Raw genomic sequence first — 20,005 nt, 5'->3', positions numbered from 1 at the left:
TTAAAATTTCCACCATTTTTTCTTTTGAGGTTTCTCTTCATCTTTACTTTCCGCCTGTTCATTTCTTTTACTGAATGAAAAAGCAAGTCTCTGATAAGGATCTTTGATGTCAAAGTATAATAGAGTTCCATCATCGAGTGTTAGCGCATCCATGATCTTATCTCCATCCTTGACCAGATTTTGTGATACATCCTGTTTATTGAGATGATGTCTGATCAAATCTCTTTCATCCGAAATTCTTGTAATAATATAGGGAGAATCTTTAGTTCCGTCTCCTGTTTTTTCAAGACATTCAAAAATAATCTGAGCGATTGTCATTTCAATATTCTTTCCTTTTTCATCGCCCAGTTCCTTGTACGCAAAACATTTATAAATATGTGCTCTCGGACTTAATAGAATATTGACATTTACATATGGTATAACCTCTTCAAATTTTCCTTCATTGAGTAAATTCTGGATGTTTTCAATATCTTCGGAATAAGGATCATATTCAGGATCATTGATCACCAGTTCACGGCACTTCAGGAAGGTTTCTTTTGTGGGGTCAGTTAAAAATTCAAATACTTTCTCATACGTTTTCATTGTGGTCTTCGGTTATCGTTTTTAGTTCCCGCCAGAATGCATCTTTGTATATTCCGAATTCGGCAGTTATTAGTTTATTAATGAACGGAATTTCCGCCAGTTTATAATCTTTTTTCTCAACAATTCTTTCCAGATATAATTTTCTGTAAGTTTTGTCCTTCAATTCTTCCTTCCAATTTACATTTTTAAGATCGAGATCGTACCCTATTCCTGAATAGTGAAACTGTGTCAGAATATCTTCCAGCATGGCAATCAAAGGATCTTCCGGATCTACAGAGTTTAAAGCAACAATGACCTGTGGTAGAAACCTCAGTGATAAGTCTGCGGATAAGGTAGAAGAAACGTCCCGGCTTCCTTTAAATGCGGGAATAAGATTTACAATATTTTTCTCTGTATTTTCTCTGATCAGATAAAGCTGTGCGCTGTGATAGAGAATTTTTGCGGCCCAGACGGCAGTTTCCTTGTTACAAGTAAGTTGGTCGGATAGAAACTCCTGTCTTTCTTTTTCAAATTCTGTTTCAAAATAATCTCCTGCTTCCACCTCTTCCTGAGGGGAAATTTGCTGTAAGCTTGAGAAAAGCGTAATACATTCTTCCTTACGAAGCAAAAAGATCGTGTCTAAAAACGGTGACTTGGTTTCCATGATCTAACAAAAATAAAATTATTTCGTTGAGAATAAAATTTTTGAGGAGAAGATTCGTGTTAAATATGGAATTAAAGGGTGGGAAAACGCAAAGGCGCAAAAGATGATAAATGTTATACTGTTTTAATGCGCAAGAAAATCTGAGATTTTCAGCATAGATACTTCGCAGTGATTTGCTTTATTAGAATTACAATTCTTCGTATTGAATTTTATCGGAAATAAAATCTTTTGCCTTTGCGTTTTCCAACCTATATGAGATTGCTTCGTCGCTGAAGCTCCTCGCAATGACGGATTAGGCTACGATTTCAATGATATTTTTTTCCGGGTCAAGGATTACGCTTTCATAATATCCATCTCCGGTGGTACGAGGTTCTCCGGCTACTTCATATCCATCTTTTCTCAATGTTTCTGTAAGTTCATCTACTTTTTGTTTACTATCCACAGAGAATGCAAGATGAATGATTCCATACTGTTGAGCTTCATAAGATTTTTCGCTTTCTTTAATATCCGGTCTGGTCATGATTTCAAGACGGCAGCCATTCTCAAAGCTTAAAAAGTAAGACTGAAAATTTTTGACAGGATTATGGTATTTTTCATTGGAAACGGCTCCGAAATATTTCTGGTAAAATGCTCTGGATTTTTCAAGATCTTTAGCCCAAATGGCAATATGCTCTATTTTCATTTCTAAAAATTTTATTGTTTTATCACTGCAAAACTAGCCTGACTGATTTCACCACACCTGCTCCGTATTATTCTTTTATTGCTTTGTATTTACCAGATTACGTTTTGAATTATATAAAAGACTCCATATATAATATTATTTAAGGTATTTATTGATAACATCTTATATATTCTGTTGATATAAGATGGCTTCATTGTTTCCATTATCGTAATCATGGAGACAATCTAAAAGTTATTATCTTTGCTCATTCAAAATAACATTATGAGTATTCACATCAGTGCAAAAAAAGGAGAAATTGCTAAAGTAGTATTGCAGCCGGGGGATCCGCTTCGTGCACAGTATATTGCTGAAAATTATTTAGAAAATGCTAAACTGGTAAGCAAAACCAGAGGAATTTTTTATTATACAGGTCTTTATAAAGGCAAAGAGATCACTGTAGGAGCCAGTGGAATGGGTTTCCCAAGTATCGGAATCTATTCTTTTGAGCTGTATACAGAATATGAAGTAGATACGATCATCAGAATCGGGACTTGTGGTGCTTACAATACAGATCTTAAACTTTTTGATATTTTAAATATTGATAAAGCAGCCAGCGAAAGTACTTATGCCAAATATGCATGGGGAATTGAAGATGAAATCCTTTCTCACCAGGGGAATATCTTTACTACCATCAATGAAACAGCTAAAGATTTATCTTTAAATGCTAAAGCAATCAATATCCACAGTAGTGATATTTTCTACAGAAAAGATCCTGCGACTCCGGAAATTGCTACAAAATATAACTGTCCTGCAGTAGAAATGGAAGCCTTCGGTTTATTTGCCAATGCTCAACACTTAGGAAAAAATGCAGCGACTATTCTTACAGTAACGGATATCATTCCGACACACGAAAAAATCTCTGCTGACGAAAGAGAAAAAGCTTTGAATCCAATGATGGAACTAGCTTTGGAATCAGCAATAAAGAGTTTGTAAGAAAAGACTATTCTGCTTATAAAAAAAGAGCTTTACTTTATCAGTAGAGCTCTTTTTTATAGTCTGAAAAAATTTCTGGCCGTTTCTGTGGTCTCGTCTGCGACTTCGGAAATGCTTATCTTCTTCAGATGGGCAATCGTTTGTGCTACATAAGGTAAAAAAGAGGGTTCATTGCGCCTGTTCTGCATTCTGGGCATATTTTTCGGAAGCATAAAAGGAGCATCCGTTTCAATCATCATCCTGTTGAGAGGAACATATTTTATAACATTTTCCAGGTGTTTAAATCTTTTTTCATCACTGACTGCGCCTGTGAATCCTAAATAAAATCCTTTATCCAGATAGAGCTTCGCTTCATCCAATGTCCCCGTAAAGCAATGTACAACAGCTTCAGGTAATTGGGAAAGATATTCATCTGTGATCTCATTAAATCTTTTAAACGCTGATCTTTCATGAAGAAAAAGGGGTTTATTCACTTCTATAGCGAGTTCCAGCTGGGCTTTGTAACATTTTTCCTGAATGGGTCTCGGAGAGAAATCACGGTCAAAATCCAATCCGCACTCTCCTACTGAAATCACATGATCCTGTTTTAATAATTTCCTGAGTTCCCCGATACTTTCGCCGTTAAACGATTGGGCATCGTGAGGATGAATTCCCGCTGTCGAAAATAGAATTTCCGGATATTCTTCTGCAATCTCAGCAGATTCTTTGCTTCCTCTTACGCTGGTTCCTGTAAGAATCATATGTTCTACACCATGGTTCAACGCTCGGTTGATAATTTCTTCGTGTTCATTATAGAACTGTTTATTGGTCAGATTAATGCCAATATCAATGTATATGTTCATTGTTTTTAATTTTTATTACACACTATTTTCTTAGGGAGATAAGCGTGATTCGAACACGCAACCATTCTGTGCAGGAATTATTTTTCCATTTAAACTATTATCTCCAATTTACTTTGGGAGTACAGCTTCTCCTTGTGAACTGTGTACTCTTGTGAAACGGACGGGAATTGAACCCGCAACCTCTTACGTGGACGGCCAACACTCCTCCGTTGAGCTACCGTTTCAATAGTTGGGAGATAAGCAGGAATCGAACCTGCAACTCATTTTAGCAAAATGTATTTTTCCATTATTACTATTATCTCCGTATGGATTTTACCAGGGATTAACTTTATAATTTTTCAATAAAACTCCACTCAGGTAATTTCCTTTTATTCCTTCTATGACAGGATGCAGAATTCTCGCTGCACCATCCACTGAATCCAGCGGCGGAATGTATCCCATCTCAAACTGTTTCTTTCTAAGACTTTCCTTAGCTCCTGTAGAAATCCATCCTACGTCTACGGCACTCATATAGATCTGATCGTTTTCAAATTCTTTTGCAGACGTCAGAGTCATCATATTCAAAGCTGCTTTTGTCATATTGGTATGCGGGTGAAAAACCGTTTTATTCTCGTAGCTGAAAATTCCTTCTGATGAAGTAACATTAATGATAAATTTCTCTTTAAACGCAGAGTTTTTCATCATTGGCTTCAGTTCTTTGATCAGAAAATAAGGAGCTATATGATTGATGAGGTTTACCTCTACCAGTTCATACATAGAAACTTCCTCCAAAGTAGAATTCCAGCTGGTTTTTTCTCTGTTATCCACCGGTTGTCCAAAACGGGTAAGCGCAATCTGAGTATCTTCATTATGGGCATATTCCAGTTTTGCTGTTTCACTTGAAATTTCCGTCTGATTAGGAATCAGGGTTTGAATATCTTTAAATTCTATCAGTTTTTCTTTCTCACGTTTTATAATCGGAAGATAGTATTCATCAGGATATTTTATGGTTTGAGCTGCATTATTGATCAGAATATCCAGTGTATCAAAATTAAATTTATAGAAGTCTATAAAATCCTGAATCGCCTTCAGATTTCTTAAATCCAGACCATAGATCCATAGTCTGTCTTTCCAGTTATCATAATCTGCCTCCTGCTGCATCAATTCCAGTGCCAGTGCCGGAAAACGGGTTGTCAAAACCAAATTGGCCCCATTTCTCAACATCTTCAATGCGGTGGCAAAACCTCCCTTCACTCTTCCTCCTGTCAGAATTACGTTTCTTCCTGTAAGATCTGCCGTTTCAAAACGTTTTTCATAGTTTTCTGTGGCACAAACAGGGCATAATCTGGAATAAAAAGAGTGTGCATACTGATAGCTCTGGTTACAGCAGTAGCAGTTTTTCGGAATCTGAAGTTTTGTGAGCTGTACTTCTTCTTTTTCATTATCATAATAAGCAGAAATTCCCGCCAAAGCCTTCTGCATCAATACAGAATTGGAATTTACAGCCAGATCATGAAACTTCATCTCAGAGTAGTTTTCATAACGGCTTTGTTTTTTGGCGTTCTTATGAATCTTAGTAATCAGTCCTGAAAATATTTTGTTATCAGGGTTCATGAAAGGATCTTCCTTCAGAGCATTCAAAACCTTGAGACATGTTTCCCATTCTTCGGCTGAAAACTGTTGATCTGATTTGTTCATAGCTTCCGTTTTATATCTGCAAAACTAGAAGTATAATGCGCAATGTTTTTACGCAGTTAAAAGAGGATGAAAAATAGTTTTTATTTTTCCACAGATTTCGCAGATGACACAGATGTTTATGTTGTATTTATTCGTTGATAAATTTTTCGAGAAACCCAATTAATTTTGTTCCTCCATGGCTCCAACGGATGCCGTGGCCTTCTTTTTCCCTGATTTCAAAAACCAGTTTATGTTTGTAATGAAAAAAAACATTCCACCAGGTTCTGTTGTCAAGGATATCATGAATTTTCATCATTACTTTCTCCTGTTTCTGCTGATTGTTTCCTTTGATTTCGCCCCAGAAATCATCATCCATTCTTCCGATATGTTTTTCCCAGGCTCTCTGTGCAATGGTAATTTCACTATTGAAAGATTCCTGACAAGCATTGATCAGGATTGTTTTTAAAGGTGGGATCGCACTTTCATCGCGGATGCTTGCGGAGGTTAATCTTTGGCCTAAAATATTCAGCCAATGTTCAAACGGAATTGCTTCCAGAAGTTTTGTTTTCACCTCATCTGCATCATTACTTTCAAGAATATCAATGAATTTTTCAAAGCTTTCTTTTCTGTCAATGATTATTTCTTCATTAAAATAAGGGCGGTGAAGTTCTAAAATATTTTCCTTAAACTTATGAATATTTTTCTCCAGAGTTTCCAGATGTTCTTCTGCTAAAATAGCTTTATACTTGCTTTTCCATGTTTCTGAAAACAGAGAAATATAAGGTTGAAACAGATTCATATTTACTTCGTTTTGATGAGATTAACAGAAAGGCTTTCTTCTGTGATCAAATATCCAATCAAATTAAACCATTCTTTACAGTGATCCAGAATCCAGGCATCTGAAGAAATAACGATTTCTGAACTTTCCGCCAGGAATTTATCGGGATTGTACTGCAGATCACCTTCCCAATTGAGCTGATGCTGTTCTGCAAATTCAAGAATAATCTGTTTTATTCTTCCGCTGTTGGAAACCGGTTTGTCAAAAATCCATACCAGTTTCTGAATCTTATTTTTTCGGTGAAAAGCAGCCACCAATTCCACTGCTCTCAGGGTTTGATTAACTCTTTTATAGGTTCCATGAACACCGGAAAGATCACGGATGCAGCCATCCAGTCCTTCGAAAATATAAGCTTCGGAAAGCAGACTTTCCAGCAGGATCAGGACATTAAAACCGTCAAGGTAAACCGTTTTTCCTTTTAAATCTAAAGCTTCCACGTGTTTCAACCTTCTGTTGTAAAGTTGTAAATCTGATGCTGAAGCTCCCCGCAAAGCTTGTATCTGACGGGTTTTCAATCTATATCTGTTTCCAACCAGTTCAGAAGCTGCTTTTTCCGGGTACTCTCTGGTGAGAAGATACCGCATATCCTCAACAGCCAATTTCAGTTTACGGATCTGCTTCTCTGAACCGAACAGGGGATCATCGCCCGTATTTTTTCCGCGGTTTCTGTTACTCATACTCAAAAATAGAATTTTTGATGAATTTTTATGGTAAGAAATATATTTTTATTCGGGATATTAAAACCACCCCGTCAAAATTCTTCGAATTTTCGCCACCCCTCCAAAAGAGGGAAATTATGCCGATTCAAAAGTCCTATTTTGACATCAATATGGAGATTATTAAATAGAAATACATGTGAATACCACTTTCTTTCATTCTATTTCCTGATCTGTTATGTTTTCTACAACAAAAGAGATATTTTGTACAAAGTTTTGATATTTATTAGGAATAAGTTTGCAAAGACTTAAAAAATACCCTTATGAATACACTGAAAAAATTATGTTATCTGTCTGCAGCTGTGCTGTTATCAGTATCTTTCACTGCATGTTCAAGTGATGATAATGAGATTATTATTGAACAGCAGACTCCCTCACAGATACTATCATCTACTCCATGGGAAACTACCGGAGCTAAGGATAAAAGTGGAAATAGTATAGCACTTACAGATGCCAGTGTTGCCGGATATGTAGGTTTTGCTTATTTCAAAGCAGACGGAAAGTTTGCTATTTACAATCTTACGGATGTGCTGAGATCAATGGGAACATGGTCTGTAGATGCACAGGGAAAGACAAGAACTATTGCCGCATTGAACCCGGATGGGACGACTATTTTCACCCGTGATGTTGAAATTCTTGTTTTAAACAGAAATGAATTTACGTACAGAATCCGTCCTAACTCCAGCGATCCGTCTGTATATTATGACATCATCCATACGAGAACTTCTCATGCAGAACCAACTAATGGACAGCTTACATTAGCTTCCACACCATGGGAAACGACTGGTGCTAAGGATAAAAGCGGAAATAATGTTGCATTAAATGATGCCAGTGTTGCCGGATATGTAGGATATTCTTACTTCAAAGCTAACGGAACTTTTAAAATTTTCGGATTAAATGATGTATTGAGATCTGAAGGTACATGGTCTATTTCTCCGGATGGGAAGAAGAGAACGCTTACCACACCTACTTTTACCCGTGTTGTGGATATTCTGCTTCTGAATGAAACTACATTTACGTACAGAATTACCCCAGATGTAGCTAATCCATCTGTATTTTACGATATTATTCATACTAAGGTCAACCATAAGGAGCCTTTGTAGTGATTATTTTTTTGATAAGAAGGAAGAAACCTGCTCAGTAATGGGCAGGTTTTTTATTTTAAAATGAGAAAGAATATTACATATAATCTTCCCACCATTTTTTCCAGGAGATTGTTCCCAACTGATCTAAATTTACTTTTTCTCCGATCATAGGAAGCGTAATCGGTATATTATTTTCTTCTGCATGTTTTGAGGCCAGTTCCAAAGGTTCATACCAAATGTGCTGTGCCAGCTTGAATTTGGAATTATGGACAGGAATGAAGTTTTTAGCTTTCAATTCTTTAATTTCTGTGATAAGCTGATCCGGCAACGTGTGAATATACGGCCACTTTTCGTTGTACTGTCCGTTTTCCATGATGGCCAGATCAAACGGTCCGTATTTGTCTCCAATTTCTGTAAAATGATTTCCATAACCGCTGTCACCACCCAAAAACAATTTTTTCGTAGGTGTTTTTAAAACAAAAGAAGTCCAGAGTGAAATATTACGGTTCAGCAATCTTCCGGAAAAGTGTCTTGCCGGAGTGAGCGTGATTCTGAAACCTTCTGCAATGTCTATGCTTTCCCACCAGTTTTTTTCGATGATTTTGTCAAAACTCCAGCCCCAGTATTCAAAATGCTGGCCCGTACCCAAACCACAAATGACTTTTCCTACTTTATCTTTTAAATCCTGAACGGTTGTATAATCGAGATGATCCCAATGGTCATGGGAAATAAGCAGAAAGTCAATATCCGGCATATGTTCCGGCTTGTAATAATCAGCTCCCTGAAAAGCTTTTATGGAACCCGGCATTGGGGAAGCATTTCCACTGAAAACGGGATCTATCAGAAATTTTTTACCATCTACCTGTATGAAATAGGAACTGTGCCCGAACCATATCAAAACATTTTCTTCGGGTTGAAGGTTCTCTAGATCCGTTACTACAAATGGAAGTGCAGTTTTGGGTGAAGTATTTTCCACTTTACATAGGGTGTGGAAAAGTACTTTGGTCATGCTTTCTCCTTCTAATAAGGAAGGTGTTGTCAATATATTCTGAAACCTCCCATTAAGATAATTGGGAAGTGTATTGAAATATTCTTTTCTTTTTTCATCGGGAAACTGCCCGAGCTGCTTTTTTAAATTCATTCCCTTATTTTTTACATTCTGAGCCTTTCTTCTTCAAGGTCCAGTCTTGTTAGATAATGTCTTATATATTCTTCGTCAATATTCGGGTTGCGTCTGTTTTCTTCCCGAAGCCAGATTCTTTGCTGTTCAAGGGTTTCAAAATAAATGGCTTTCGCTTCTTCAGATAGCTTATGAATAGAGTCTTCTTTATCTTCCTGTTCCCAGCGGTCCATCAGTTTGCTAAAATATTCATTTTCGCTTCTTCTTTCTTTATAATTTTCATCCAGATACCTGAAGGCTACCTTGCGCATTTCTCTTCTTAAGAAATGTTCAGATTCTTCCTCAGACAAATATCCTCCTCCGGCATCAGATAAATTGAGTTTTTTGATTAAAGCAGGTAAGGTAAGTCCCTGGATAATCAAAGTGGCAAGAATTACAATGAAAGTAATGAAGAGAATAAGATCACGATGTGGGAAAGGCTGTCCGTTTTCCATCACTACAGGAATAGATAACGCTGCTGCAAGAGAAACTACCCCGCGCATTCCCGTCCAGCCCATCAATAATGGAGCTTTCATTCCGGGGTTTCTATCGGCTACATTAATAAAATTCCTCATAATCAATGTTACGAAAACGGCACCAAAAGAAGAAAGCAAACGCACAATAATCAGTACCGCTGTAATCAACAATCCGTAACCGACAGCATCAGACAGACTTATTCCTTCTTTGCTTAAACCTACCATAATTTCCGGCAGATCCAGTCCTATGAGTAAGAATACAATTCCGTTGATCAGAAATACAAAACTTTCCCAGACATTGGAACCTCTTAATCTGGATTGTGAAGTTCTGAAAATCTCATGTCTTCTTACGGAAAGAAATAATCCACCACTTACTACTGCAAGTACTCCTGAAGAGTGAACTTCTTCTGCAGCAATGTACATCACATAGGGAGCAACCAGACTTAGTATAGCATCCATATTGACATCAGTAGGGAATATCTTTTCAATTTCAAGAAATACAAAAGCCAATACAACTCCTATTCCCAACCCTCCGAAAACCATCCATCCAAAGCTAATGGCTGCATCCTGCCATATAAACTGCCCTGTAGCCACCGCCAACATTGCAAACCTGAAGATGATTAGTGAGGAGGCATCATTGAACAAACTTTCACCCTCGAGAACAGTAGATAGATTTTTAGGAACTTTTACAAATTTTAAAATGGCTCCGGCACTTACCGCATCCGGTGGTGATACTATTCCACCCAACACAAAACCTAATGCCAGTGAAAAGCCGGGAATATATGAGTTCGCTACAAAAGCAACAGTGATTGCTGTAAGGAAAACTACAATGAATGCAAAACTGGTAATGATCCGCCTCATTTTCCATATTTCCTTCCAGGATACGGCAAAGGCTGCTTCGTATAAAAGCGGAGGCAGGAAAATAATAAAAATCAGTTCAGGATCTATTTTTAATACCGGCAATCCAGGGATAAAACTAATAAGAAGTCCGGCAATAACCAGTATGATAGGATAGGCTACTTTCAATCGATTGGCCAGCATAATGGCCCCGATAATGACAAGGACCAATCCTAAATAATAAATAAAATTTTCCACCATTGCTTTTTCAATTAATTTTAAATCAAGTCTCTGTTATCGAATAACAAAATTTAAAAGAAAAATAAATATAAGCATAAGATTTTGAGAAGTGAAAATAAATTTAATCGGCTGTAAAATTCTTACCGGATGATTCTTAGTGTAAATAAATCTGATCTTTAGAAAGCCATTTAACCAGTCCCAGCATAATACATCCCAATATTGAACCTAACAGGATCAATACGGCTAAAGCCTTCGCAAACGCTGTCCCATACTTTTTTTTATCGAATGTAAAATCTACTGGATTGATATTATATGCAGTATAAACAGAAGGATTGATGCGCAGATCTGGTCTGAAGTAAATGATTCCCTGAATATATCTTCTCCGCAAAGCTCTGAGATTTACAATATAGCAGCTGTAATCTGCATCCACTCCATCAAAATCTACCTCTGTTACAGAGCCATTGTGTTTTACTTTTAATACATAGATTTTATTTCGGGGGCTAAGATCTACATCATATTCATCGGTAAGGTGATATTTTTCCAGATTATGGTAAAGAATATGATCTGTCGTTCCATTTTTTCTTTCATAATGAACTCCTTTATCATCAACCACAATCCTTTTAACTACTCTTTTTGTGACCGTCTTCTGATAAAGAATAAAACGATATAAACCAAAACCTAAGGCCGGATAGTACAATATTGATACTATAACAAGCATTACAATATTTTTACAAATAATAACCGGTAATACTAATAACACTAAAAACATCACCAATAATAAAAGTACAGCCAATGTTCTGGTTAACCAGGTCATGAACCACCATGGCTTAGAGACTAACGGCAAAAAATCTTTTCTTACATCCTCTTGCATCTGTTCAAGATACGAAAAAAGCTAATAATATAAAAGAGCCACGGTGGCACACCGTGACTCTTTCTACCAAATTGAAAATAAGATATAATTAAATTGAAACTATGAGATTGTATATGTTTTTTCTGTCGTTGTATTGTACGTATCGGAAATGACGTTATCTACAAATCTCCATTCTGCCACGGAACTTCCGGTAGTAAATTTCACATGCAGATACCCTCTTTTATAGAGATTGGCATAATCAAGATCATCAATCAGTAATGAAAATGCCTGAGCCAGTTCTATTGCTTTTGCAGGATCAGATGTGATTCCCAGATATCCTTCTAATCCCGGAGAAGAAACAGAGCTGCAAGCCAGTTCGGTTCCGATAAATTTTCCCTGAGCATCGGTTAATTTTCCTAACCATGCATTATGGGTATCTCCTGCCAATACCACTACATTTTTTCCTGCAAGAACGGAATACAGCTGTTCTCTTTCCATGAAATATCCATCCCAGGCATCTAAATTATAGGGTAAAGTAGTTGTGATTCTGGCAATATCCTGAGGAGTCAATGTCGGATCCTGCTGTTGGTATCTTGTCTTAAGAATAATTAATTGAGTGATCGTATTCTGAAGTGCCTGCATGGTAGCCGGCTGTGCGCTTCCGTGTTGTGCTATTTCTGCCAAAATCTGATTCAGTAACATCAGAAGTTCTGCCGGAACCATCATTTTAGTCATTAAAATCTGCTGTCCAAGTACTTTCCATTTTGCAGTATCTCCATTGATCTGGGAACTCAGCCATGACATCTGTTCGCTTCCGATCAGTTTTCTACTGGTACTCAGGAAATCTGTTTTAAACTGTACCTGATTAAAATTCCCCATACTATCAAGATAATCGGAATATTCCATCTGCTTATCCCTTGCGATTACCCTTGTATCCATCATATAAAGGGAAACGATATTTCCGAAATTGAAGCTTCTGTAAATTCTCATATCTTTCCCGGTTTTAAGAGGAATATATTCGCTGTACGCCTGAAAAGCAGCCATTTTTCTTGCCTGAAAATCTCCTTCATTAGGCTGATGATTTTCTGCCCCTGTTTTATAGGTATCATTGGCAAACTCGTGATCGTCCCAAACACAGATGAATGGTTTCTTCTGGTGAAGAAGCTGAAGATTTTTATCACCTCTGTACTGCCTGTATCGTTCTCTGTAATCACTGAGGTTAAGAATTTCCTTAGCCGGCTGATGAACCCTTCCTAGCTGATTGGTATAAGGATTTGTTCCATATTGCCCCGGGGCATATTCGTAGATGTAATCTCCAAGGTGTACCACTACGTCAGCTTCAGACTTTGCAATCGCTCCATATACATTGAAAAGTCCTGCAGGAAAGTTTGAACAGGATACCACTGCCATTTTCACTTCGTTTACAGCATCTGATTTCGAAGGTAGAGTAAGGGTTTCCCCTGTTACACTCACTTCTTTCGTTTTGATATTATAGAATCTGTAGTAATATTTGGTATTGGAAGAGATATTCTGTACATCCACCGCTACCGTAAAGTCATTGACTACTGTTGCATTGGCCTGACCTCTTCTTACCACTTCTGAAAAGTTGCTGTTTTTACTGATCTCCCATGTAATTTCCGCATCAGCTCCCTTAGAATACCTTGTCCAAATGATAATACCTGTTGCACTTGGATCAAAGCTTGCTACTCCGGATTCAAAGCCTCCGTTTTTAAGATCGTCAGGAGCATTTCCATTTTCAGTAAAATCGTCGCTGCAGCTTTCAATCAAAGGAGCAATAAAAATTCCTCCGGCTGCTAATAGTGAATTTTTAAGAAATCTTCTTCTGTTGAATTGGTTGTTGTTTTCCATCATTACTTTTTTTGCAAAGCAACGGTATCTGTAGAAGAAGGCTGTTAACTGAGTTTTAACTATCCTTTATCGTTTTTTAAACAAATGTTTAATGTTATGCATAGGAAATTTAAAGCTGTAAAATATCTCTTTTCAGAAAAGAAAAATAGAATTTGTTCAAATATTTTCTAAAGCTGTTCTGCTTTTTATTACATTCACGATACTAATAACTATGATAAAATTGCATGACAAAAAAAATTGTTCTTTCACTATTTCTTCTAGTCATAGGATATTTTTTCTATACCCCAATGATAATATCCTTAGCAGCTATAAAAGATCCAGAATCTATTAATTTTAAACCCGATCAAATATTTAAATTAAAGGATATTCCTGAATTAAAAAATTCTCAAAATGTAGTTGTATATATTGTCTTAGCCCATGAAGACAGAAAAAATATAGATTCCACAATCCCGAAATGGAGAGTTTTACAATCTAGTAATTCATCATTAATAGAAAATCTGCTTAATTGTGAATTCAAATATAACAGTGCGGATGTTTCAACAATACAAAGTAAGATGTATGTCTACTCAAACAATACATTAGTTTTTGAAAGCGAAATTTCTCTGGATTCAAATAGTTTGGGACTTCAAAATAGAGCCTCCGGCTGGGCAACTCCGGCTGAAAGTAATCATTTTCTTAGTATTATAAGCAAGTTTGACAGGTATAATCTACCGGTTTTGATTATTAAATAACATCTTATTAAATAAAAAAACCGCTCACATAATGTAAGCGGTTGATTTTCTGTGGTCCCACCTGGACTACTCCTTTGTATAATTATCTTATTGATTATTAAGTGTATACAAAACACAAAATAATCATAGTGTACACTATAGATGACAGTTTTTCATTTATATTCAACTATCATACTACAAATATAAACCTTTTAATTATCAGATTCAATAAAAACAATTATATATTTGAGTTAAGTAAAAAAAACTAAAATGCCATTTGAAGTATCACAAATTAAAGAAGCGTATACAAAATTAAGAACATATATTTATTATGATTCTGGAGATTTATTATTAAGAGAGCAATTGGTTGAATTTGAAACAGATTTAACACAAGACCCAAATGATTTTTTTAAGATGTTTTTCAATAATGATTACATGAATTATCGAAGTAGTGAAAACAAGGGCAAAAAAATCTCTATTGAAGAAAAACTAGAAATAATAACCGATAGGCTGAATAAATTTAATGATGAACCAGAATTTTTCAACAAATTCATAAAAGAAATTGAGATAAATTTTTATCCAAAAAAATTCGCAAATGAAAATCAATCACAAAGAATAATCTCTAACATAAGAACAAAAGACAGATACCCTTTAGAGAAAGTTACAGCATTTATTAATGCTCCTATTGAAATTCACATCTTATCGGTTTTATGGATTTTAGAGGAAGGTGTTAAACTTGATGCTAAGCTAACTCCTGAATGTATTGGTAATAGATTACTGTTAAATATAAAAGGAGATAGAATTGTTAAAGGTTCAGGATTATTTAAACCCTATTTCAGTCAGTATCAGAAATGGAGAGATGATGCTGTTAGTACTTCGAAAAACTTGTTAAATCAAGACAAAAATGTTCTTTTTCTAAACTTAGATATTAAAGATTATTTTTATTCTGTAAGAAAAGATAGAACTTTTTTTAATTCAAAAAAGAATTCTAGAGTTTTCAATGCACATTATAATTTAAATCAAATATTATTAGAAGTTCATATTAACTTTACAGAAAAACTTATAACTCAATATAAGGTTCCATATGACTTCTCTAATGAAATTAAAAATGAAAAAGGAGAAATTCAAAAATTCGTTCTACCAATAGGGTTATTATCCTCATTTGTCATAGCTAATGATTATTTAAAAGATTTTGATAAAATTATTATTGAAAAATTCAAACCTGCATACTATGGTAGATATGTAGATGATATTTTATTAGTACTAGCAGACCCTAACCCTCTAAACTTTAAGGATGAAAATTTAAGTGATTATAAATTTTCATTTCAAAAATACAAAAAAAATATTTCTGCAAAAAAAGATTCATCATATAAAATTGATTTTGGAGAAAAAGATTTGACTGAAGTAGAATTATATATTCTTAACAACTTTCACCCATTAATAAATCTAGTAAACTCCCCCTTTAAAGACAACGTAGGCTCATGTCAAAACTATGAAAATAGAGTTTTTAAAATAGACAAATATCCATCATTATATTGTCAGAGTGAGAAAACACTATTATATTATTTTGATAAAAATGAATCAAGTATCGTTATTGATAAATTAAAAAAGGAAATTGAGGAAAAATCGAGCGAATTTAGAGATATGCCAAATGATGAAGACAATCTAATTGAATTTGAAGAAAATGCATATCATCTTCTATATGATGGTACCGAAGGAAAAATTAGGACACTAAAAGATTATAAAGAGGATAGGTTTGGTCTATCGGTCTATTTATCACATAAAATAAACATGGCTTTGCGAAAACAAAGCAAAATTTCTGAATCTGAACAAGCTAAAATTTTAAAATTCTTTAAAGGAGAAAATTGTTTAACTTTTTATAAATTATGGGAAAAAATATTTACGCTTTTTGTCGTAAATGACCTTCCTAAACCTTTTATAGAATTTTTATTTCATTGTATAGAACAGATAGACAAAATATCAGACAATAATAATACGAACATTTACTCCTTTGATGTTAAATACTCAAATGTTAGAGAAACTTTAGTTAAATATTTGTTTTGTGCTTATGAATTATCAGTATCATTAAATTTAAAATTTTTTAATGAAGATTACGAAAGCGATAAGAATTATGAATTTAAATCTAAAGATTTTGAGAAAAACAATTATACTATTTTTTTTAATAGTATACATTTTACTAAACCAAATTCAATTATTGCAACACGGTTTAGAAAATCAAACATGCTGAGACATCATTATGTTATAATACCTTTATTAAACTATACAAATTTAAGTACAAAGGGCGAAATCAACTTAGTTGATAGAAATACTCATATTAAATCATTCGTTATTAATGAAAAATTATTAATACAATCTCCTAGACCAATTAAATTTTGGGAATGTTGTATTGCTTCCTCTTTTCAAAGTTTCAATAATTTTAGTAACAATCCATTTCTTTTAAATAATGATGGATATGTAGAAACAAACGTATTATATGATATTGAAGAAAGAAGAATACAGCATGTACTTGATGAAAATGAAGAAGTAATTGAAGATAAGGAGATTATAAGTTATAAAAATTATTTAGAAGTTGCCTATAATTTGTACGTTGAAGGAAATACAAATCATTTAGCTTATTATAAAATTGATGAAAAGTTAAAAAAATCATTATTCGAAATTAAACCAATAAATGAGAATGATAATTTTCTGTTAAACGAATTTAGAATAAATTCAAATCAAGTTCTTCATGAACCTAAAATCTCATTTGCCAACACTGAAATCCTTGAAAAAAATATATTAAGTAGTATTTTAGGTAAACCTAATTTATCAACTGATAGATATAACAAGTTATCAAAAATTCTTAAAAAATCACGAGAGGAAAAAACAGATATACTCTTATTCCCAGAGTGTTTTATCCCTTTTAATTTATTATCTACTATTTCTAGATATGCGGTAGATAACCAAACAGCAATAGTTTCAGGCTTAGAACATCTAACTATTAATAATACTTCATTTAATTATGTTGCTACTATATTACCATTTGAAATAAATGGAATAAAAGACGCAACTATAATTTTAAGATTAAAAAATAACTACTCTCCAGCTGAAGAGCATACTATAAATAAATATCATCTTAATGTCCCAAAATCTACTCCAAATAGATATGAAATCATTAATTGGAAAAATATATACTTTTCCGTTTGTTACTGTTTTGAGATGGCAAATATAACTCATAGAGAAGCATTAAAAGGCAAAATAGATTTGCTTGTGGCTATTGAATGGAATAAAGACATACCTTACTTTTCTAATATTGTTGAATCATCTTCAAGAGATTTACATTGTTATGTAGCACAAGTAAACACTAGCAATTATGGAGACACAAGACTAACACAGCCAAAAGAAACAGCAATAAAAGATATTATGCGGTTAAAAGGTGGTATTAATGATACTATTTTGGTGGGAGAAATTTCTATCAAAAAATTAAGGGATTTTCAAAGAATAAAATCATCTATCAATACCAGTAAGGAATACAAACCTCTCCCACCTAATTTTTCACTACAAGAAGTTCTAAAAAGAATTAAAAATGAATAACGACATCTATATTTTGATGGAGATTTTCGGCTTTCCAAAATTTTTTCATGAAGCATATAACCAAAAACTACCTCTTAATAATTTTCCTTTAAAATTAGAAGAATTATTAAATCTTGATGTTATAAATCTTGTTAGAGAGAATGAGGATAAAGCGATTGAAAAGGCTGGTTTTTGGCAAGAGGAAGCCTATCGAAACTTTGAAAGAATTGGCAAAATAGGAATTCCACCATCTAACGAATTAAATTTGGATATTGAACCCAGTAAGCTTTGGGATTGTAGCTTTATGAGAGTTCTAAGAATGTTTAATGAAAGAAATTTTTATATTGCCAGTTGTTTATCTAATAAAAAAACTTTTGAAAATAACGAGAACCTAATAAAATCTCAAATTAAACTAGAACCTTTTAAAAATGTTTCCTTAGAACTTTTTTTTGACGAGCCTAAAAGTGAATTAAAAAGGCATATAGAACAAATCAATGAAAATTCTAAAGCCCAACCATGTATTATTATTCAAGAAAAATATTTGGAGAGGTTTATCAAATCTCTTGACATCTTCATATTAGAAGACTCGAAAAAAAATCTCCCAAAACTTTTAAACGGAGAAAATATAAGTGAGGGCATAAAATTTTCTTGCCCTGCTAACTCCGTTATCACTTTCTTTAAAGAAATGCACAATGAAAAAGTAATAGTAAGTAGTAAAGCTGTTTCTAAGCAATTTATTCATAATTATTTTCTCTTTGAAAACAAGAAAAATAAAAATGAATTTAAAAATCCTTCACTCAATAATATTACTAATTATCTTACTAGAGAAACTGCCCCAGGAGTGATAACAGAAATTATTTTTCAAGAATAAAAGTTAAAGTCTCATAATCTTCATTACACAGTTATAACACCATCATAGCAATGCATTGATGGTGTCATTTTTTGTGAATTATATTTGCAGAGTAATTACAATACAGCAATAGCTATATGCTAATTTAACAACTAAAAACAATATATAATATGAACTTCAAGAATGAAGAACTTCTAACACTAGAAGACCTAGAGAAAATTTTAAAAAGAGGCAGAACTTCGATATGGCAATATCGAAAAAACGGTAGACTTATTCCTTATGGAATGAGTGGAAAAAGCCCATTATTTAGAATGGAAGATGTAGAAAAATTTTTAACCGATTCACTAAAAACTTATTAACATGGTAGACAACTTTACAATTAAACTTTACTCACAAGAATTATGTGAGAAATATTTGCAATCAACAGGAAATTATACTCATTCATCATGGATTAGAAAAACTCAAAAGAGTGATGAAAATGTGATAATATACCCACTTAAAAAGAAAATCAATAATATAGAATTGAGGGTAACTGAAAAGAATTCAGTATTAGGTAATTCCATTCATAAGTATTTCAACATCAACAATTATGGAGAAACACAAGGGAATCAAAATTACAACGATTTTACTTTCTGTTCTCTATTGGAAGCCATTGAACAACTGGAAATAGATTTCAAAGGTTTAAATTTAAATAATGGTTATCTACAAAGTCTAGAATTTGGATTTAACTTGCTTGTTGATAAAGAACCAAAGTATTACTTAAATCATAATTTTCTTTTATTCGAGCATAAAGCTCCAACAATTAATAAATCGACAAATGCTATGAATTATAAGAAGTTTGAGCATAATAATTTAGCATGGAAGGTCTATGATAAAAAAACACAATATGGTCTTGAAAATAACCTTTTAAGAATAGAAATTGTGCTTGGTTCAGGTGAGTTAAAGAAACTTGGAATTTATGCCTTAAATGACCTTAAAAAAAGGGAGAATATATTATTGCTTTATTCAAAGTTTTTGGAATCTTTTAAAGGCTTTACACTTGTTGACAATAGATTTGAAAGAAAAGATTTAAGTACTGAATTTATAAGCGATTTAGGCAATAGGTTAGAGCCTTCTTATTGGAAACACAAAAGAGGAAGAAATAACCTTTGCAGAGATAAAGCAAAGCTAAAGGAGATGATAAAACAAAATAACCTCAACACAACAGAAATGTACTTTACAGAGCTGATAAAAGCTAAATTTAATGAGTTGTTTTACGACTGTAGTATTATTAATCAAGTTGCATGATTGGTTTTCAGTGATTGTATATAATAAAATATCAATCATTTGCAGTTTCTTTCTTTTTTAATGCTTTTCCAAATAGCATTGTAGTTTCTCTAGATTTTCAATTGTTTAATATTTTTTGTTTCAGTATTAATAACCTCATTT

Annotated in this window: 18 protein-coding genes and 1 tRNA gene; 7 read left to right on the top strand and 12 right to left on the bottom strand. The window is 33.8% G+C overall.

The window, feature by feature from the left end; all coding sequences use genetic code 11:
* From KYG33_RS18710 to KYG33_RS18700, 3 genes are all read right to left on the bottom strand, one after another.
* Window positions 1-582 carry a DUF4919 domain-containing protein gene (locus tag KYG33_RS18710; RefSeq protein ID WP_219072223.1) on the bottom strand — a complete coding sequence of 194 codons (582 nt, stop codon included), beginning with the start codon at window positions 580-582 and terminating at the stop codon, window positions 1-3.
* The gene (locus KYG33_RS18705) at window positions 569-1,225 is read right to left on the bottom strand and encodes a hypothetical protein (protein ID WP_180565168.1); all 657 of its coding nucleotides are present in this window, start codon (window positions 1,223-1,225) and stop codon (window positions 569-571) included. Before KYG33_RS18705 ends, KYG33_RS18710 begins: the two co-directional genes overlap by 14 nt.
* Before the next feature lie 292 nt (window positions 1,226-1,517).
* Window positions 1,518-1,907 (bottom strand): VOC family protein, encoded by a 390-nt coding sequence (locus tag KYG33_RS18700; protein WP_180565167.1) that lies wholly within the window; start codon window positions 1,905-1,907, stop codon window positions 1,518-1,520.
* Between the two features lie 261 nt (window positions 1,908-2,168).
* On the opposite strand from KYG33_RS18700, the gene deoD reads away from it, so the two are divergent.
* Window positions 2,169-2,879 carry a purine-nucleoside phosphorylase gene (deoD, locus tag KYG33_RS18695; RefSeq protein ID WP_219072222.1) on the top strand — a complete coding sequence of 237 codons (711 nt, stop codon included), beginning with the start codon at window positions 2,169-2,171 and terminating at the stop codon, window positions 2,877-2,879.
* A 56-nt stretch (window positions 2,880-2,935) separates the two neighbouring features.
* Here deoD and KYG33_RS18690 read toward each other — a convergent pair whose 3' ends face one another.
* The 5 genes from KYG33_RS18690 to KYG33_RS18670 all read right to left on the bottom strand — a co-directional run bounded on the left by KYG33_RS18690 (window position 2,936) and on the right by KYG33_RS18670 (window position 6,892).
* Complete coding sequence (locus KYG33_RS18690; RefSeq protein WP_219072221.1) at window positions 2,936-3,721, bottom strand: TatD family hydrolase; 786 nt, start codon at window positions 3,719-3,721, stop codon at window positions 2,936-2,938.
* Window positions 3,722-3,873: 152 nt separating this feature from the next.
* A tRNA-Gly gene (locus tag KYG33_RS18685) sits at window positions 3,874-3,945 on the bottom strand.
* Window positions 3,946-4,033: 88 nt separating this feature from the next.
* The gene (locus KYG33_RS18680) at window positions 4,034-5,398 is read right to left on the bottom strand and encodes an SDR family oxidoreductase (RefSeq protein WP_219072220.1); all 1,365 of its coding nucleotides are present in this window, start codon (window positions 5,396-5,398) and stop codon (window positions 4,034-4,036) included.
* A gap of 127 nt (window positions 5,399-5,525) precedes the next feature.
* On the bottom strand, window positions 5,526-6,176 hold the full coding sequence (locus KYG33_RS18675) for a hypothetical protein (protein ID WP_219072219.1): 651 nt from the start codon (window positions 6,174-6,176) through the stop codon (window positions 5,526-5,528).
* 2 nt (window positions 6,177-6,178) lie between these two features.
* Entirely contained in the window at window positions 6,179-6,892 is a 714-nt protein-coding gene (locus tag KYG33_RS18670) for a DUF434 domain-containing protein (RefSeq protein ID WP_219072218.1), read from the bottom strand.
* A 302-nt stretch (window positions 6,893-7,194) separates the two neighbouring features.
* Here KYG33_RS18670 and KYG33_RS18665 point away from each other — a divergent pair, with 302 nt between their 5' ends.
* A complete protein-coding gene (locus tag KYG33_RS18665; RefSeq protein ID WP_219072217.1) occupies window positions 7,195-8,034 on the top strand; it encodes a DUF4822 domain-containing protein in 840 nt (279 codons plus the stop codon).
* A 76-nt stretch (window positions 8,035-8,110) separates the two neighbouring features.
* Here the strand turns inward: KYG33_RS18665 and KYG33_RS18660 are convergent, their stop codons facing one another.
* From KYG33_RS18660 to KYG33_RS18645, 4 genes are all read right to left on the bottom strand, one after another.
* Window positions 8,111-9,157 carry an MBL fold metallo-hydrolase gene (locus KYG33_RS18660; protein WP_219072216.1) on the bottom strand — a complete coding sequence of 349 codons (1,047 nt, stop codon included), beginning with the start codon at window positions 9,155-9,157 and terminating at the stop codon, window positions 8,111-8,113.
* A gap of 11 nt (window positions 9,158-9,168) precedes the next feature.
* Entirely contained in the window at window positions 9,169-10,749 is a 1,581-nt protein-coding gene (locus KYG33_RS18655; protein ID WP_219072215.1) for a Na+/H+ antiporter, read from the bottom strand.
* Between the two features lie 133 nt (window positions 10,750-10,882).
* Window positions 10,883-11,446, bottom strand: coding sequence for a hypothetical protein (locus KYG33_RS18650; RefSeq protein WP_219072214.1), 564 nt, complete (start codon window positions 11,444-11,446; stop codon window positions 10,883-10,885).
* Between the two features lie 252 nt (window positions 11,447-11,698).
* Window positions 11,699-13,450, bottom strand: coding sequence for an alkaline phosphatase D family protein (locus tag KYG33_RS18645; protein ID WP_219072213.1), 1,752 nt, complete (start codon window positions 13,448-13,450; stop codon window positions 11,699-11,701).
* Window positions 13,451-13,671: 221 nt separating this feature from the next.
* On the opposite strand from KYG33_RS18645, the gene KYG33_RS18640 reads away from it, so the two are divergent.
* From KYG33_RS18640 to KYG33_RS18620, 5 genes are all read left to right on the top strand, one after another.
* On the top strand, window positions 13,672-14,178 hold the full coding sequence (locus KYG33_RS18640; RefSeq protein WP_219072212.1) for a hypothetical protein: 507 nt from the start codon (window positions 13,672-13,674) through the stop codon (window positions 14,176-14,178).
* A gap of 249 nt (window positions 14,179-14,427) precedes the next feature.
* Window positions 14,428-17,748: a reverse transcriptase domain-containing protein gene (locus tag KYG33_RS18635; protein WP_219072211.1), complete on the top strand. Its 3,321-nt coding sequence runs from the start codon at window positions 14,428-14,430 to the stop codon at window positions 17,746-17,748.
* The gene (locus tag KYG33_RS18630; protein WP_219072210.1) at window positions 17,741-18,598 is read left to right on the top strand and encodes a hypothetical protein; all 858 of its coding nucleotides are present in this window, start codon (window positions 17,741-17,743) and stop codon (window positions 18,596-18,598) included. Before KYG33_RS18635 ends, KYG33_RS18630 begins: the two co-directional genes overlap by 8 nt.
* A 149-nt stretch (window positions 18,599-18,747) precedes the next feature.
* Window positions 18,748-18,936 carry a helix-turn-helix domain-containing protein gene (locus KYG33_RS18625; protein ID WP_219072209.1) on the top strand — a complete coding sequence of 63 codons (189 nt, stop codon included), beginning with the start codon at window positions 18,748-18,750 and terminating at the stop codon, window positions 18,934-18,936.
* Window position 18,937: 1 nt separating this feature from the next.
* Entirely contained in the window at window positions 18,938-19,864 is a 927-nt protein-coding gene (locus tag KYG33_RS18620; protein WP_219072208.1) for a hypothetical protein, read from the top strand.
* The last annotated feature ends 141 nt before the right edge of the window (window positions 19,865-20,005 follow it).

Origin of the sequence: Chryseobacterium sp. D764, from assembly GCF_019317325.1 — a bacterium.
In the GTDB taxonomy this organism is placed as follows: Bacteria; Bacteroidota; Bacteroidia; order Flavobacteriales; family Weeksellaceae; genus Chryseobacterium.
This window is presented reverse-complemented; position numbering and strand designations above follow the sequence as displayed.